The 13,650-nt window shown below is 67.6% G+C and carries 16 protein-coding genes; 12 read left to right on the top strand and 4 right to left on the bottom strand.

The window, feature by feature from the left end; all coding sequences use genetic code 11:
• Positions 1 to 105: 105 nt before the first annotated feature.
• Positions 106 to 351 carry a DUF2842 domain-containing protein gene (locus HSX43_RS05125; RefSeq protein WP_179379022.1) on the bottom strand — a complete coding sequence of 82 codons (246 nt, stop codon included), beginning with the start codon at positions 349 to 351 and terminating at the stop codon, positions 106 to 108.
• Positions 352 to 364: 13 nt separating this feature from the next.
• Positions 365 to 1,657 (bottom strand): adenylosuccinate synthase, encoded by a 1,293-nt coding sequence (locus HSX43_RS05120; RefSeq protein ID WP_179379021.1) that lies wholly within the window; start codon positions 1,655 to 1,657, stop codon positions 365 to 367.
• A gap of 139 nt (positions 1,658 to 1,796) precedes the next feature.
• Between HSX43_RS05120 and secG the strand changes: the two genes are divergently transcribed.
• The 3 genes from secG (at position 1,797) to HSX43_RS05105 (ending at position 4,882) form a co-directional block, all read left to right on the top strand.
• Positions 1,797 to 2,165, top strand: a complete 369-nt coding sequence (secG, locus tag HSX43_RS05115) for a preprotein translocase subunit SecG (RefSeq protein ID WP_179379020.1) — start codon at positions 1,797 to 1,799, stop codon at positions 2,163 to 2,165.
• A 177-nt stretch (positions 2,166 to 2,342) separates the two neighbouring features.
• Positions 2,343 to 3,986, top strand: coding sequence for a CTP synthase (locus HSX43_RS05110; RefSeq protein WP_179379019.1), 1,644 nt, complete (start codon positions 2,343 to 2,345; stop codon positions 3,984 to 3,986).
• Positions 3,987 to 4,027: 41 nt separating this feature from the next.
• Positions 4,028 to 4,882 carry a PhzF family phenazine biosynthesis protein gene (locus HSX43_RS05105; RefSeq protein ID WP_179379018.1) on the top strand — a complete coding sequence of 285 codons (855 nt, stop codon included), beginning with the start codon at positions 4,028 to 4,030 and terminating at the stop codon, positions 4,880 to 4,882.
• On the opposite strand, the gene HSX43_RS05100 is transcribed toward HSX43_RS05105, so the two are convergent.
• Positions 4,883 to 5,680: a MipA/OmpV family protein gene (locus tag HSX43_RS05100; RefSeq protein WP_179379017.1), complete on the bottom strand. Its 798-nt coding sequence runs from the start codon at positions 5,678 to 5,680 to the stop codon at positions 4,883 to 4,885.
• A 133-nt stretch (positions 5,681 to 5,813) separates the two neighbouring features.
• Between HSX43_RS05100 and HSX43_RS05095 the strand changes: the two genes are divergently transcribed.
• From HSX43_RS05095 to HSX43_RS05055, 9 genes are all read left to right on the top strand, one after another.
• Positions 5,814 to 6,596 (top strand): 23S rRNA (adenine(2030)-N(6))-methyltransferase RlmJ, encoded by a 783-nt coding sequence (locus tag HSX43_RS05095; protein WP_179379016.1) that lies wholly within the window; start codon positions 5,814 to 5,816, stop codon positions 6,594 to 6,596.
• Positions 6,596 to 6,889: a DUF1330 domain-containing protein gene (locus tag HSX43_RS05090; protein WP_179379015.1), complete on the top strand. Its 294-nt coding sequence runs from the start codon at positions 6,596 to 6,598 to the stop codon at positions 6,887 to 6,889. The genes HSX43_RS05095 and HSX43_RS05090 overlap by 1 nt, the downstream gene beginning before the upstream one ends.
• 38 nt (positions 6,890 to 6,927) lie before the next feature.
• Positions 6,928 to 7,368 carry a tellurite resistance TerB family protein gene (locus tag HSX43_RS05085; protein WP_179379014.1) on the top strand — a complete coding sequence of 147 codons (441 nt, stop codon included), beginning with the start codon at positions 6,928 to 6,930 and terminating at the stop codon, positions 7,366 to 7,368.
• Positions 7,369 to 7,450: 82 nt separating this feature from the next.
• A complete protein-coding gene (locus HSX43_RS05080; RefSeq protein ID WP_179379013.1) occupies positions 7,451 to 8,224 on the top strand; it encodes an ABC transporter ATP-binding protein in 774 nt (257 codons plus the stop codon).
• 52 nt (positions 8,225 to 8,276) lie between these two features.
• Positions 8,277 to 9,008 carry a transporter substrate-binding domain-containing protein gene (locus tag HSX43_RS05075; RefSeq protein ID WP_179379012.1) on the top strand — a complete coding sequence of 244 codons (732 nt, stop codon included), beginning with the start codon at positions 8,277 to 8,279 and terminating at the stop codon, positions 9,006 to 9,008.
• Positions 9,009 to 9,105: 97 nt separating this feature from the next.
• Positions 9,106 to 9,987 (top strand): ABC transporter permease, encoded by an 882-nt coding sequence (locus tag HSX43_RS05070; RefSeq protein WP_179379280.1) that lies wholly within the window; start codon positions 9,106 to 9,108, stop codon positions 9,985 to 9,987.
• A complete protein-coding gene (locus HSX43_RS05065) occupies positions 9,984 to 10,790 on the top strand; it encodes an ABC transporter permease (RefSeq protein ID WP_179379011.1) in 807 nt (268 codons plus the stop codon). The genes HSX43_RS05070 and HSX43_RS05065 overlap by 4 nt, the downstream gene beginning before the upstream one ends.
• Positions 10,787 to 12,136: a glutamine synthetase family protein gene (locus HSX43_RS05060; RefSeq protein ID WP_179379010.1), complete on the top strand. Its 1,350-nt coding sequence runs from the start codon at positions 10,787 to 10,789 to the stop codon at positions 12,134 to 12,136. The genes HSX43_RS05065 and HSX43_RS05060 overlap by 4 nt, the downstream gene beginning before the upstream one ends.
• Positions 12,133 to 12,969 carry a DMT family transporter gene (locus tag HSX43_RS05055; RefSeq protein WP_179379009.1) on the top strand — a complete coding sequence of 279 codons (837 nt, stop codon included), beginning with the start codon at positions 12,133 to 12,135 and terminating at the stop codon, positions 12,967 to 12,969. Before HSX43_RS05060 ends, HSX43_RS05055 begins: the two co-directional genes overlap by 4 nt.
• Positions 12,970 to 13,093: 124 nt before the next feature.
• Here HSX43_RS05055 and HSX43_RS05050 read toward each other — a convergent pair whose 3' ends face one another.
• A complete protein-coding gene (locus tag HSX43_RS05050; protein ID WP_179379008.1) occupies positions 13,094 to 13,528 on the bottom strand; it encodes a CAP domain-containing protein in 435 nt (144 codons plus the stop codon).
• Positions 13,529 to 13,650 lie beyond the last annotated feature (122 nt).

Genomic DNA, 13,650 nt, shown 5'->3' with positions numbered 1-13,650 from the left:
CAAGGAAGCGCCCGCCGTCCCCACGGCGGGCGTTTTGCATGGCACCCGGCCCAACCGGTCGCACCCTCGCGTTTCCAGGACATCCCGCGCTGCCGGCAACCAGCTTTACGCGTCGTCCGAGGGCGGCGCGTCCGGATCTTCGCGCGATGTGCCGAGGAAGATCGGCTTCAGCGGGAAGAAGGCTACCACGCCGAGAACGATATAGATCGCAAGTTCGACGAGGAGCGGCGGCTGTCCGAAATTGTCGTATACGAGCCCCATGATGCCGACCATCAGGAAGATGTAGAGCGGCAGCCCCACGACGAGGATGAGCAACGACAGCCGTTTTCGCGTCTTGTGCTTGAGCGCCATCGGGCCTCCGGAGTCAGTCCTCGAACGGATCGGTCACGAGGATCGTGTCCTCGCGCTCGGGCGAGGTGGAGAGTAGGGCGACGGGGCACTGGATCAATTCCTCGACCCGGCGCACATATTTGATCGCCTCGGCCGGCAGGTCCGCCCAGCTGCGCGCGCCCTCGGTCGATTGTGACCAGCCCGGCATCTCCTCGTAGATCGGCGTGCAGCGCGCCTGGGCGTCGGCGGCGAAGGGCAGATGGTCTATGACATCGCCGTCGAGCTCGTAGCCCGTGCAGATCTTGAGGGTCTCGAACCCGTCGAGCACGTCGAGCTTCGTGAGCGCGATCCCGTTCACGCCCGACGTCGCGCAGGTCTGACGGACGAGGACGGCGTCGAACCAGCCGCAGCGGCGCTTGCGTCCTGTGACCGTGCCGAATTCGTGCCCGCGCTCGCCGAGGCGCTGCCCGTCGGCGTCGTCGAGCTCTGCCGGGAAGGGCCCCTCGCCCACGCGGGTCGTATAGGCCTTCACGATGCCCAGCACGAAGTCGATGGAGCCAGGCCCGATCCCCGTGCCCGTGGCCGCCTGCCCCGCGATCACATTGGACGAAGTGACGAAGGGATAGGTGCCAAAATCGATATCGAGGAGCGCCCCCTGCGCCCCTTCGAAGAGGATGCGCTTGCCGGCCCGGCGCTTCTGATCGAGCACCTTCCAGACCGGGGCCGCATAGTCGAGAACGACGGGCGCGATCTCCCGCAGGGCGGCGAGCAAGCCGTCGCGATCCACCGGGTCCAGGCCGAGGCCGCGGCGCAACGCGTCGTGGTGGACGAGCGCGCGATCGACCCGCGCCTCAAGCGTCGCCGGATCGGCAAGGTCGGCCACGCGGATCGCGCGGCGGCCGACCTTGTCCTCGTAGGCGGGGCCGATGCCGCGGCCCGTCGTCCCGATCTTGGCGACCGAATTCTGGCTCTCGCGGGCACGGTCGAGCTCACCGTGGATGGGGAGGATGAGCGGCGTGTTCTCGGCAATCATCAGCGTCTCGGGCGTGATCTCCACGCCCTGGCCGCGCAACTGCTCGATCTCCTTGGCGAGGTGCCAGGGGTCGAGCACCACACCGTTGCCGATGACCGAAAGCTTGCCGCCGCGCACGATACCCGAGGGAAGGAGCGAGAGCTTGTAGACCGTGCCGTCGATGACCAGCGTGTGGCCCGCGTTGTGGCCGCCCTGGAAACGCGCGATCGTATCGGCCCGCTCCGACAGCCAGTCGACGATCTTGCCCTTGCCCTCGTCGCCCCACTGGGCGCCGACCACCACTACGTTCGCCATCGCTCTGGCCCCCGATCCGGTTGAAACCGCGTCCCCCTACCGCAGCCCCCGCCGGGGGGGAAGCCCCGACCCGACGCGCCCCTTGCGGGCAGGGTCGGCAGTCAATAGATAGCGCCAAACACCAGATTGAGCGGCCGCCATGGAAAACGTCATTCTCGTCATCCACCTGATCCTCGCGCTTTCGCTGATCGGCATCGTGCTGATGCAGCGGTCGGAAGGTGGCGGCCTCGGGATCGGCGGTGGCGGCGGCGGAGCCATGACCGGCCGGCAGGCCGCGACGGCGATGACCAAGCTCACCTGGGCGCTCGCCGTGGCCTTCCTCGTGACGTCGATCACGCTGACGATCGTCGCCGCGCAGAACGCGTCGGGCACGTCGGTGCTCGACGGTGACGAGCTGCTGCCGCCCGCCACCGAGGACGCCGCCCCCGCGCCGCCTGCCCCCGCGGGTGACGACCTCCTGCCGCCGTCGGCCGATGGTGCACCGGCGGCTCCGCCGCGCTCGGAGTAAGCTGCTCGGGTCGCACTGCGGCCATATCTAGACAGACCCGGGTCGAAGATCTCAGGATATAGCGGGACGCGGTTGCGGCCCGTCTCCTTCTCCTGTTATTCTCAAATCCCGTGATTGGTGAGACCGGGCCCCGATTCCCGGTTCTCGCCCCAGACGATCTCGCGGGAGCTTCCGGCCATGGCACGTTTCATCTTCATCACCGGCGGCGTGGTGTCTTCCCTCGGCAAGGGGCTCGCTTCGGCCGCGCTCGGGGCGCTTCTGCAGGCGCGGGGCTATACGGTGCGGCTGCGCAAGCTCGACCCCTATCTGAACGTCGATCCGGGCACGATGTCGCCCTTCGAGCACGGTGAGGTCTTCGTGACCGACGACGGGGCCGAGACCGATCTGGATCTCGGCCACTACGAGCGTTTCACCGGCGTCGCGGCGCGCGCGACCGATTCCATCAGCTCGGGCCGGGTTTATTCCAACGTGCTCGAAAAGGAGCGGCGCGGCGACTACCTCGGCAAGACGATCCAGGTGATTCCCCACGTCACGAACGAGATCAAGGATTTCATCCGCATCGGCGAGGACGAGGTCGATTTCATGCTCTGCGAGATCGGCGGCACGGTCGGCGACATCGAGGGACTGCCGTTCTTCGAAGCCATCCGTCAGTTCAGCCAGGAGAAACCCCGCGGCGAATGTCTCTTCATGCACCTGACGCTCCTGCCCTACATCAAGGCGAGCGGCGAGCTGAAGACGAAGCCGACACAGCACTCGGTCAAGGAGCTCCGCTCGATCGGGCTCGCGCCCGATATCCTCGTCTGCCGCTCCGAAGGCCCGATCCCGGTGAAGGAACGCGAGAAGCTCGCCCTCTTCTGCAACGTCCGCCCCGACAGCGTGATCGCGGCGCAGGACCTCAAGTCGATCTACGAGGCCCCCCTCGCCTACCACCGGGAGGGGCTCGACCAGGCGGTGCTCGACGCCTTCGGCATCCAGCCCGCGCCGAAGCCCACGCTCGACCGCTGGGAGGACGTGGTCGACCGCATCCACAACACCGACGGCGAGGTTCGGGTGGCGATCGTCGGCAAGTACACGCAGCTCGAGGACGCCTACAAATCCATCGCCGAGGCGCTGACCCACGGCGGCATGGCGAACCGCGTGAAGGTGCGGATCGAGTGGATCGACGCCGAGGTCTTCGAGACCGAGGACGCCGCGCCGCATCTGGAGCGGTTGCACGCGATCCTCGTGCCCGGCGGCTTTGGCGAGCGCGGGACCGAGGGCAAGATCAAGGCGGCGCAATTCGCACGCGAACGCAAGATCCCCTATCTCGGCATCTGCCTCGGGATGCAGATGGCGGTGATCGAGGCGGCACGGAACATGGCCGACATGGATGATGCCGCCTCCGAGGAGTTCAGCGACGGCGTCGACCCGAAGAGCTTCACGCCCGTCGTCTACCATCTGAAGGAATGGGTGCAGGGCAACGCCAAGATCACGCGCACCAAGACGGACGACAAGGGCGGGACGATGCGCCTCGGGGCCTACGACGCCGTTCTGACGGAAGGCTCCCGCGTAGCCGACGCCTATGGCGACACCGCCATCGAGGAGCGGCACCGCCACCGCTACGAAGTCGACATCCGCTATCGCGAACAACTTGAGAAAGAGGGGCTGCTGTTCTCGGGCCTCTCGCCCGACGGCCGCCTGCCCGAGATCGTCGAGGTGAAGGATCACCCATGGTACATCGGCGTCCAATTCCATCCGGAGCTGAAGTCGAAGCCGTTCGACCCGCATCCGCTCTTCGCCGATTTCATCCGTGCGGCGAAGGAGCAATCGCGGCTCGTGTAGGCGGCAACCGCGTTCGAGCGCGGATGCAGTAAGGGAGTGCCATGGCAGAGCTCGCTTTCCACGTCTGGGACGTCTTCACCGACACCGCCTTCACGGGCAATCCGCTGGCCATCGTCGAGACGGACGGGTCGCTGGCGACGGCTCAGATGCAGACCCTCGCGCGGGAGTTCAACCTGAGCGAGACGATCTTCCTGATGCCCCCACACGACCCTCTGCATACCGCGCGAACGCGCATCTTCTTCCCGACCGCCGAAATCCCCTTCGCGGGGCATCCGACCATCGGGGCGGCACTCTTCCTTGCCGGCCGCGAGGGACTGGACCGGGTCGTTCTCGAAGAGGAGGCCGGACTTGTTCCTGTCGAGATCGATGGCACGACAGCGCAGTTCACGGCCCCCGTCCTGCCGGCAGCGCACGGAGGGCCGGTGGGCCGCGCCCTCTGCGCCGAGGCGCTCGGTCTCTCGGAGGAGATGATCGGGCCGCATGTGCCGGGGGCTTTCGCCGGCGGTCCGGCCTTCGTCTACATCCCCGTGCGCGACCGCGAAACACTCGCCCGCGCCCGCCCGATGGAGCCGGCCTGGACCGCACTCATGGAAAGCGCCGGCGTCGACAGCGCCTGGCTCTACGACCCCGACCTGAACGCGCGGATGTTCTCGCCCACCGCCGGCATTCCCGAAGATCCGGCGACCGGGTCCGCCAGCGCGATCCTCGCGGCACAGCTTCTGGCAAACGGGGCCCTGCCCGACGGCCAGTCACGCCACGTCATTCGCCAGGGCGAAGACATGGGGCGTGCGTCCGTCATCACGATGGAGGCGCGGGCCGACGACGGCGCGATCGCCGAGGTCCGGATCGGCGGAACGGCCGTCCCCGTCAGCCGGGGCACGATCCGGGTGCCGTAATCAGAAACCGAGCGTGAAGCGCCGGGTGACCCCGATGGAGGCCGAGATCTGCTCATCGTCCCGGGTGATCGGGCTGCGGCCCGCGTCGTTCTGCAACTTGTCGTAGTTGATCGTCGCGTCGATGCCCCAGTTCTCGTTGAACCGGTAGCCGGCTCCGATCTCGATGCCCGCGGAGAGAAGCCCGCCATCGGCATCGAAAGCGGCGAAGTTGCCGCCCGACGCCACGCTTTCCGCTTCGGTCACGCCGAAATAGGTCGAAGCGTAGTCGCTGTCGCCGAAGAGCACGCGCGGGCCAGCACGCAGCGTCCAGCCCTCCGCAGGGCGCAGGATGACGTCCGCCCCGGCCTCGGCCACGAAGGCTTCGTGGCCGATCACGCCATAGCGGATGTCGCCGAAGGCGTGGAAGTTTTCGGTCGTGTACCGCAGCCCGCCACCGATCTCGAGCGCGGCATCGACGTCGTCGAGGCCGTCGAGCTCCGGGCTGTCGTCATCGTCGCGATCGTCGATGTAGCGGAAGGATCCGCCGAAGCTCAGACCTCGCGATTCGTAGAACGGATCGGGATTGCCGAAGGTGAAGCCCCCCAGACGCAGGTAGTCGAGTTCGGCTCCCAGCGCCGGGCCTACCTCCTGCTCGTCGGAGCCGAAGTACTCGGGTGCCGTCGACACACCGCCCCGCAGCGTGAAACCGAGCGCGGGGCCCTGTCCCTGGCTCGAGAAGACGGGCGAATCGAGGCCCTGGGCACTGGCCACGGAGGACAGGCCGAGTGCGATAGCGGCGGGAAGGATGAGACGGATCATTGGGTGCCTGAAGGCAAGAGTGAGTGTGTAATTGCGATGTAGCACAACCGATGCGAATGGCACATGCCAAGTTACGTCTTCGTGAGACGGTTGCACGCTTGCACCACCCGGGGCGGGGAGCTAGCCCGATCCCATGTTATCCTATCAGCACGGCTATCACGCGGGGAATGCCGCCGACGTGCACAAGCACGCGCTGCTGGCCACCGTGCTCGACTACATGACCCGCAAGGACAAGGCGCTGTCCTATCTCGAGACCCATGCGGGCCGGGGCCTCTACGACCTGTCAAGCGCAGCGGCACGGCGCACCTGCGAGGCCGCGCAGGGCGTCGCCCGGCTGCTGCCGCGGTTTCCGGCGGATCATCCCTACGCGCGCGTACTCGGTGCGGTGCGGGTCCGTCACGGGGCCACGCACTATCCCGGCTCGCCGCTGATCGCGGCCGGGCTTCTGCGGCGTTTCGACCGGATCGACCTGGCGGAGCTGCACCCGCAAGAGAACGGCGCGCTTCTCGCCGCGATGCCGGAAAGTCCAAACACGCGGATCCACCGGCGCGACGGACTGGAGATGGCGAAGGCGCTCACCCCGCCCGATCCGCGCAGGGGTCTGATGCTGATCGACCCGTCGTGGGAGTTGCGGGAGGACTATACGCGCATTGCCGGCCTTCTCCCGAAGTTGCACCGCAAATGGGGCGTCGGCATCCTGATGCTGTGGTACCCGATCCTTCCCGACCGCCGGCATCGGCCAATGATCCGCGCGCTGGCCGAGGCGATCCCAGATCTGATGGTGCATGAGGTGGCCTTTGCCGCCGCCCGTGCGGGACACGGGCTCGAAGGCTCCGGCATGGCCGTGGTCAACCCGACCTGGGGCCTCGAGGCAGAGGCCGCGCGCCTGACCGAAATCTTCAAGGGAGAGAGCTGATGGCAAAGGGATACTGGATCGCGCACGGGCGCGTCGACGACGCGGAGAAATACGATCTCTACCGCGCCGCGAATGCCGCTCCGCTGGCCGAATACGGCGGCCGCTTCCTCGTGCGGGGCGGCGCACGGGAAGTGCGGGAGGGCGAGGCGAAGCCGCGCAGCGTCGTGATCGAGTTCCCGAGCTACGAGGCGGCCCTCGCCTGCTACGACAGCCCCGGCTACCAAGCGGCGCGCAAGCTGCGGGAGGGGATCAGCGAAAGCGACCTCGTCATCGCCGAGGGTTGGGACGGCTGAGACTGGCCGCGGACGTCGCAGGTGCCTATATCGCAGGGATGTTTCAGGATCTGCTCCGCCGGCTGACGGCCCCCGACCCCCAACCCCTGCCCGAACCCGACGCGCGCCTGGCGCTCGCCGCCCTGATGGTGCGAGTCGCCCGAAGCGATGGCGACTATGCTGCTGCCGAGCGCTCCCGCATCGACGAGGTGCTGTCCCGACGTTACGGCCTCGACGCGGCGCAGGCGCGCGAGGTGCGCAGTGAGGCGGAAGAGATGGAGGCCGAGGCCCCGGATACCGTTCGCTTCACCCGCGCAATCAAGGACGCGGTCGTCCTCGAAGAGCGAATCGCGGTCATCGAGGCACTCTGGTCCGTCGTCCTCGCAGACGGCGCGCGCGATGCGGAGGAGGACAGCCTGCTGCGGCTTTTGGCAAACCTGCTCGGCGTCGGCGATCGGGACAGCAACCTCGCCCGCATCCGCGCCGAATCGCGGGAGTGACCCGGGGTTCCACCCGCCTGCCCCATTGCAATTTCCCGTAATTTCCGGCGTAACCACGGGGTTCGACACCCCGAGGCCCCGTTTGACCGCCGCACCGCCCGTCATCGAAATCCGCGACCTGCACAAGGCCTATGGCCAGCTGGAGGTGCTCAAGGGCGTCGATCTGCGCGCCTGCCAGGGGCAGGTGATCTCGCTCATCGGCTCCTCCGGGTCGGGGAAATCGACACTCCTGCGCTGTGCCAACCTTCTGGAAGACAGCCAGGCCGGCGAGATCCTCTTCTGCGAGGAGCCGGTCAAGTGGAAGGGCAAGGCGCACGACCGTCATCCGGCCGACACCGCGCAGATCACACGGATCCGTACGAACCTGTCGATGGTCTTCCAGTCGTTCAACCTCTGGTCGCACATGACGATCCTGCAGAACGTGATGGAGGCCCCGGTCCAGGTACTGCGCCGGGACCCAGCGGAGGTGGAGACGAAAGCGCGCATGTATCTCGACAAGGTCGGAATCGGCGACAAGGCTGATGCCTGGCCCGCGCAGCTTTCGGGCGGGCAGCAGCAGCGCGCGGCCATCGCCCGCGGTCTCTGCATGGAGCCGAAGGCGCTTCTGTTCGACGAGCCGACCTCGGCGCTCGACCCCGAACTCGAGCAGGAGGTGATCCGCGTCATCAAGGCGCTGGCCGAGGAGGGCCGGACCATGGTGATCGTCACCCACGACATGAACCTCGCCCGCGACGTGAGCGATCACGTCATCTTTTTGCACAAGGGACGCATCGAGGAGGAAGGTCCGCCCGAGACGCTCTTCGGCGCGCCGAAGTCGGAGCGCCTGAAGGGCTTTCTGAGCGCGACCTCGACCTGAAATCACCCGCCAACCCCGGCCCGACCGGGGAGGCTCAACACGGAGAGAAGACATGAAACTGATCCTGACCGCCGCCGCGCTCGCCGCGACCGCCACCATGGCCCTCGCCGACGGCCACGCCACGACCGTCCGCATGGGCACCGAAGGACAATACCCGCCCTACAACTTCCTCAACGACGCGGGCGAGGTCGACGGCTTCGAGCGCGAGGTGGGCGATGAGCTTTGTGCCCGCGCCGAGCTGACCTGCGAGTGGGTCACGAACGAGTGGGACTCGATCATCCCGAACCTCACCTCGGGCAACTACGACACCATCATCGCCGGCATGTCGATCACCGACGAGCGGGACGAGGTCATCGACTTCACCCAGAACTACTTCCCGCCGGCTGCCTCGGCCTATGCCGCCCTCTCGACCGACGCCGACCTCGAAGGCGGTGTGATCGCCGCGCAGACGGGCACGATTCAGGCCGGCTACGTCGCGGAGACGGGGGCCACGCTCCTCGAGTTCGCCACCTACGACGAGACCGTCGCGGCCGTCCGCTCGGGCGAGGCCGATGCCGTCTTCGCCGACAAGGACGCGCTCGCGCCCACCGTCGAGGAATCGGCCGGCGAGTTGACCTTCACCGGCGAAGACGTCCCCCTCGGCGGCGGCATCGGCCTCGGCCTGCGCGAGAGCGACACCGAACTGAAGGACAAGTTCGACGCCGCCATCACCTCGATGAAGGAAGACGGCAGCCTCAATGAACTGATCGTCAAGTGGTTCGGCGAAGACGCCAAGACGTTCTGACCCATCCGGGGGGCGGCGCGACCCGCCCCCCATCTTCCTGCGCAAAATACTCTTAGCAAGACACGCGCAGGGACGCACAACCGCGGGAATTCAAGCCATCTTCGCCTGCACCGACCCCGACACGCTCTCCGGCCTTTCCTGGCTCGCCTGCTATCTGACCACGGGCAAGCATCTGTCGTTCTACGCGGCCTTCGGCACCGTCCTGTTGCTGTTGGCGATCACCGCACCGACGGCGCTCGCCTTCGGCTTCGGCGGGGCGATGGCCGCGCGGTCGTCCTTCGCGCCGCTCGGATGGCTCGGCAAGCTCTACATCGCGATCGTGCGGGGCGTGCCAGACATCGCCTTCTTCCTCTTCTTCGTCATCGCGCTCGATCAGGGGATCGAATACCTGCGCCACAAGATCAAATGCCCGGACTGGGATCAGCCGATCCGGCAGGGCAGCGACTTTCTCGTCTGCGCGCAGGCCAAGATGCCGCTCGGCACCTCGCCGCAGTGGGTACATGAGACCTACGGCTTCGCGCTGGCCGTGCTGACCTTCGCCATCGTCTTCGGGGCCTTTGCCGCCAACGTCCTCTTCGGGGCGATGCGGGCCGTGCCCCGCACACAGATCGAGACGGCGGAGGCCTATGGCATGAGCCCGCGGCAGACCTTCTGGCGCATCACCGTGCCGCAGATGTGGGTCTATGCCCTGCCCGGCCTAGGCAACCTCTGGATGGTGCTCATCAAGGCGACGCCGCTTCTGTTCCTTCTGGGCGTCGAGGACATCGTCTATTGGGCGCGGGAGCTCGGGGCGGCAAAGACCGCGCGCTTCTCCGACTATCCGCACCCCGACTGGCGCATGTGGTACTTCCTCGCGCTCCTCGTCTTCTACCTCGCCTTCACCCGCATCTCGGAGGTCGTGATCGCGCGGCTCACCCGCCGCCTTTCGATGGGGCAGGCCACCGCCGGGGGCGAGGCGCTCCGAAAGGCGGGCGCATGACCTGCGCCGAGGTTATCGCCGACTACGGCCTGCGCTCGATCGGCTATGGCGAACGCCTGCTGCCGCGCAGCGACTTCACGCTCTGCCAGCAGGTCGTCCTGATCGGGTCGGGGATGATCTGGAACATCTATTTCGGCGTGCTGGCCCTTCTCTCCGGGTTCGCGCTGGCCACCGTCCTGGCTCTCGGCAAAGCCGCGCGGAATCCGCTTCTGCGCAAGCCGGCGGAATGGTTCATCTTCCTCTTCCGCGGCTCCCCGCTCTTCATCCAGTTCTTCTTCGGCTATTTCCTGTTCCTGTCGCTGAAGCAGGCTTTCCCGGTCTTCGAGCCGCTTGCCGCGGCCTGGGCCGGCGCGCTCGTCGTGCTGTTCCTCAACACCTCCGCCTACACCGGCGAGATCTTCTACGGCGCGCTCATGTCCGTCCCGAAGGGTGACCAGGAGGCGGCGGCGGCCTATGGCTTCACCGGCTGGCGCAGGTTCCGACGGATCACCTGGCCCACGATGCTGCGCCTCGCCTGGCCGGCCTACACGAACGAGGCGATCTTCCTCTTCCACGCGACGGTGCTCGTCTTCTTCACCGGGTTTCCGGCGATCCAGCAACGGGGCGACGCGCTCTACTACGCCAACTACTTCGCCGACAAGACGTTCAACCCGTTCGTGCCCTACCCGATCCTTGCGGCATATTTCATTCTGCTGACGCTCATCATCATCGCGCTCATGAGCCTCGTGAACCGGCGGCTGAACCGGCACCTGCCGCAGACCGCCACGCGCAGACCGCGCCTCCTCGGGCAGATCATGCGATGACGGACGCGTCCCCCGACGGCTGGCTCCATGCCAACCCCTCGATCCACTCCGTCCGCGTGGCCGCCTGCGACCTGAACGCTCAGGCCCGCGGCAAGCGCGTGCCGCGCCGTTTCGCCCACAAGCTCGAGACGGAAGGCACCCGCTTTCCCTATTCGATCCTGAATCTCGACATCTGGGGCGAGGACATCGACGACAGCCCCCTCGTCTTCGACGCGGGCGATCCGGACGGCATCCTGAAACCCACCGACCGCGGCTTCGTGCCCATGCCCTGGCTCGACACGCCGACCGCGCTCCTGCCCGTCTGGATGTATCACCCCGACGGCCGCCCCTTCGCCGGCGATCCGCGCCACGCCCTTGCCACGGTGCTTGCCCGCTACGCCGCGCGCGGGCTGACACCCGTCGTCGCGACGGAGATGGAATTCTACCTCATCGACGACAGCACCCGGCAATTGCGTGCGCCGAAGTCACCCAACTCCGGCAAGCGGCGGCCGGGCGCGCAGACGCTCTCGATGCGCGCGCTCGACGGCTTCGATCGCTTCTTCACCCAGCTCTACGACGCTTGCGAGGCGATGGACATCCCGGCCCAGACCGCGATTTCCGAAGCCGGGATCGGGCAATTCGAGATCGACATCGCGCATCAGCCGGACGCCATGAAGGCAGCGGACGATGCGTGGTTCTTCAAGCTCCTCCTGCAGGGGCAGGCCCGGCGTCACGGGTTCGCGGCGAGTTTCATGGCCAAGCCCTATCCCGACTACAGCGGCAACGGGATGCACGTGCATTTCTCGGTGCTCGACGCGGCCGGCGACAACATCTTCGACGACGGCACCGATCGGGGCTCGGATGCCTTGCGCCACGCGGTCGCCGGGCTTCTGGCGGCGGCCCCGGCGTCCACCCTCGTCTTCGCGCCGCATCTCAACAGCTACGACCGCCTCGTGCCCGATGCTCATGCGCCGACAGCACTCAGCTGGGCCTATGAGAACCGGACCGCCGCCCTGCGCATCCCCGCCTCGCCCAACGCGGCGCGGCGGATCGAACACCGGATCTCGGGTGGCGACGTGAACCCCTACCTGCTGCTCGCCTGCATCCTCGGCGCGGCGCTCAACGGAATCGAGGACGCGGTGGAGCCGCCCCCGGCGATCACCGGCAACGCCTATGCGCTCGACCTCCCCCAGGTGCCCGCGACCTGGGAAGCGGCGATCGCCCGGTTCGAGAGCGACCCGCAGACGCCGCGCCTTCTCCCGCCCGAGCTGATCGCGAACATGGTCCTGACCAAACGACAGGAGATGCGCGACATCGAGGACCTGACCGAGGACGAGCGCATCGACCTCTACCTCGACACGGTATGACGGCGGGCGTCTTCGCCGCCGTGCTCGGCGCGGCCTTTCTCCACGCAGCCTGGAACGGCCTTGTGAAATCGGGCGCATCCAAGGTCGGGGGCATCGCCATCCTGACGCTGGTGCAGGGTGGCATGGGCGCGGTGATCGCCCTCGCCCACCCGCTCCCAGAGGCGCAGGTCTGGCCTTGGCTGCTCGCGTCGGGTCTCTTTCACGCGGGCTACAAGCTCTTCCTCGCCTTCGCCTACGAGCAGGGCGACCTCAGCCGGGTCTACCCGATCGCCCGCGGGGCGGCTCCGATGATCGTGTTGCTGATCGGGCCGTTCATCCTGACCGATGTGCTGTCATCGGCGGAGATCCTCGGCGTCGTCCTCCTCGGCGCCGGCATCGCCACCATGGCCGCCGGCAGCCTGCGCGCGCGCGAGGCGCGGCGGCTCATCCCCTACGCGCTCGGCTCGGCGCTGATGACGGCAGGCTACACGATCGTCGACGGCTCGGGTGCGCGCGTCGCCGCATCGGCCGCGCAATACGTGGCGTGGCTCTTCATCCTCGACGTGGTGATCTTCTCGCCCCTCATCACGCTCCTGCGGGGGCGCGGCGTCTGGCGGGCGGATGCCCGGGCCTGGGGTCTCGGCGCGCTGGCGGCGGGCTTCAGCTACGGTGCCTATGCGATCGCGGTCTGGGCCATGACCGTCGCTCCGATCGCGCTCGTGGGCGCGCTGCGCGAAACCTCGATCCTCTTCGCCGTCCTGATCGGCTGGGCGGCCCTCGGGGAGCGCGTCGACCGCTGGAAGGCCGCGGCCGCCGCGATCATCGTCGCGGGCGTGGCGCTGACCCGGATCTGAAATCGGCGGAAGCCTGCCGCGGGGGTGCTATCGTCGGGCCTGACCCGACGATCTCTGGTCCCTTCCCCGTGCAACAGATGGTCGGGTCAAGCCCGACCATGACACCGCGCAGCTCCGACCGGCGCTAACAGGGTCCGGCGAGCACCATGGCCCACCAGAGCCGGCCCCGGCCATCGCGCACGGCGGCGACCGCCCCGTCCGTCAGGCGCGGGTTGAGAATGTTTGCCCGGTGGGCCGGTGACGTCATCCAGGCGCGCGTCACCGCCGTTGCATCGCGCTGCCCGCCGGCCACGTTCTCGGCCCCGTGACAGAGCGGATAACCCGTCGCCCGGATCCGCTCGGCGAAGGAACTGCCGCCGGTCCCGCGGTGGCCGATGCGTTGCGACCGGGCCATGTGCCGCGCCTGCGCCTCCGCCGCGGCGGCCAGCCGCGAGTTCATCGTCAGAGGCGGCAGGCCAACGCGCTGACGCTCCGCCGAGGCCTGCGAGAGCGCATCGGGCACGGAGCCGCCGGTCGCGGCGGAAGCCCAGAAGCAGAAGACTAGAAAGAGAACACGCATAGAACCATCTCGACCATCATATCGGCTCGATGCCACATGATTTCTGAAGACTTGGTAAAGCGGCAGCATCTTGCGGCGGCTCGGGCCGCATCCTAGCGTCTGACCGCGCAACCGCAAAAGGC

It is taken from the genome of Jannaschia marina (assembly GCF_013404595.1).
In the GTDB taxonomy this organism is placed as follows: Bacteria; Pseudomonadota; Alphaproteobacteria; order Rhodobacterales; family Rhodobacteraceae; genus Jannaschia; species Jannaschia marina.
This window is presented reverse-complemented; position numbering and strand designations above follow the sequence as displayed.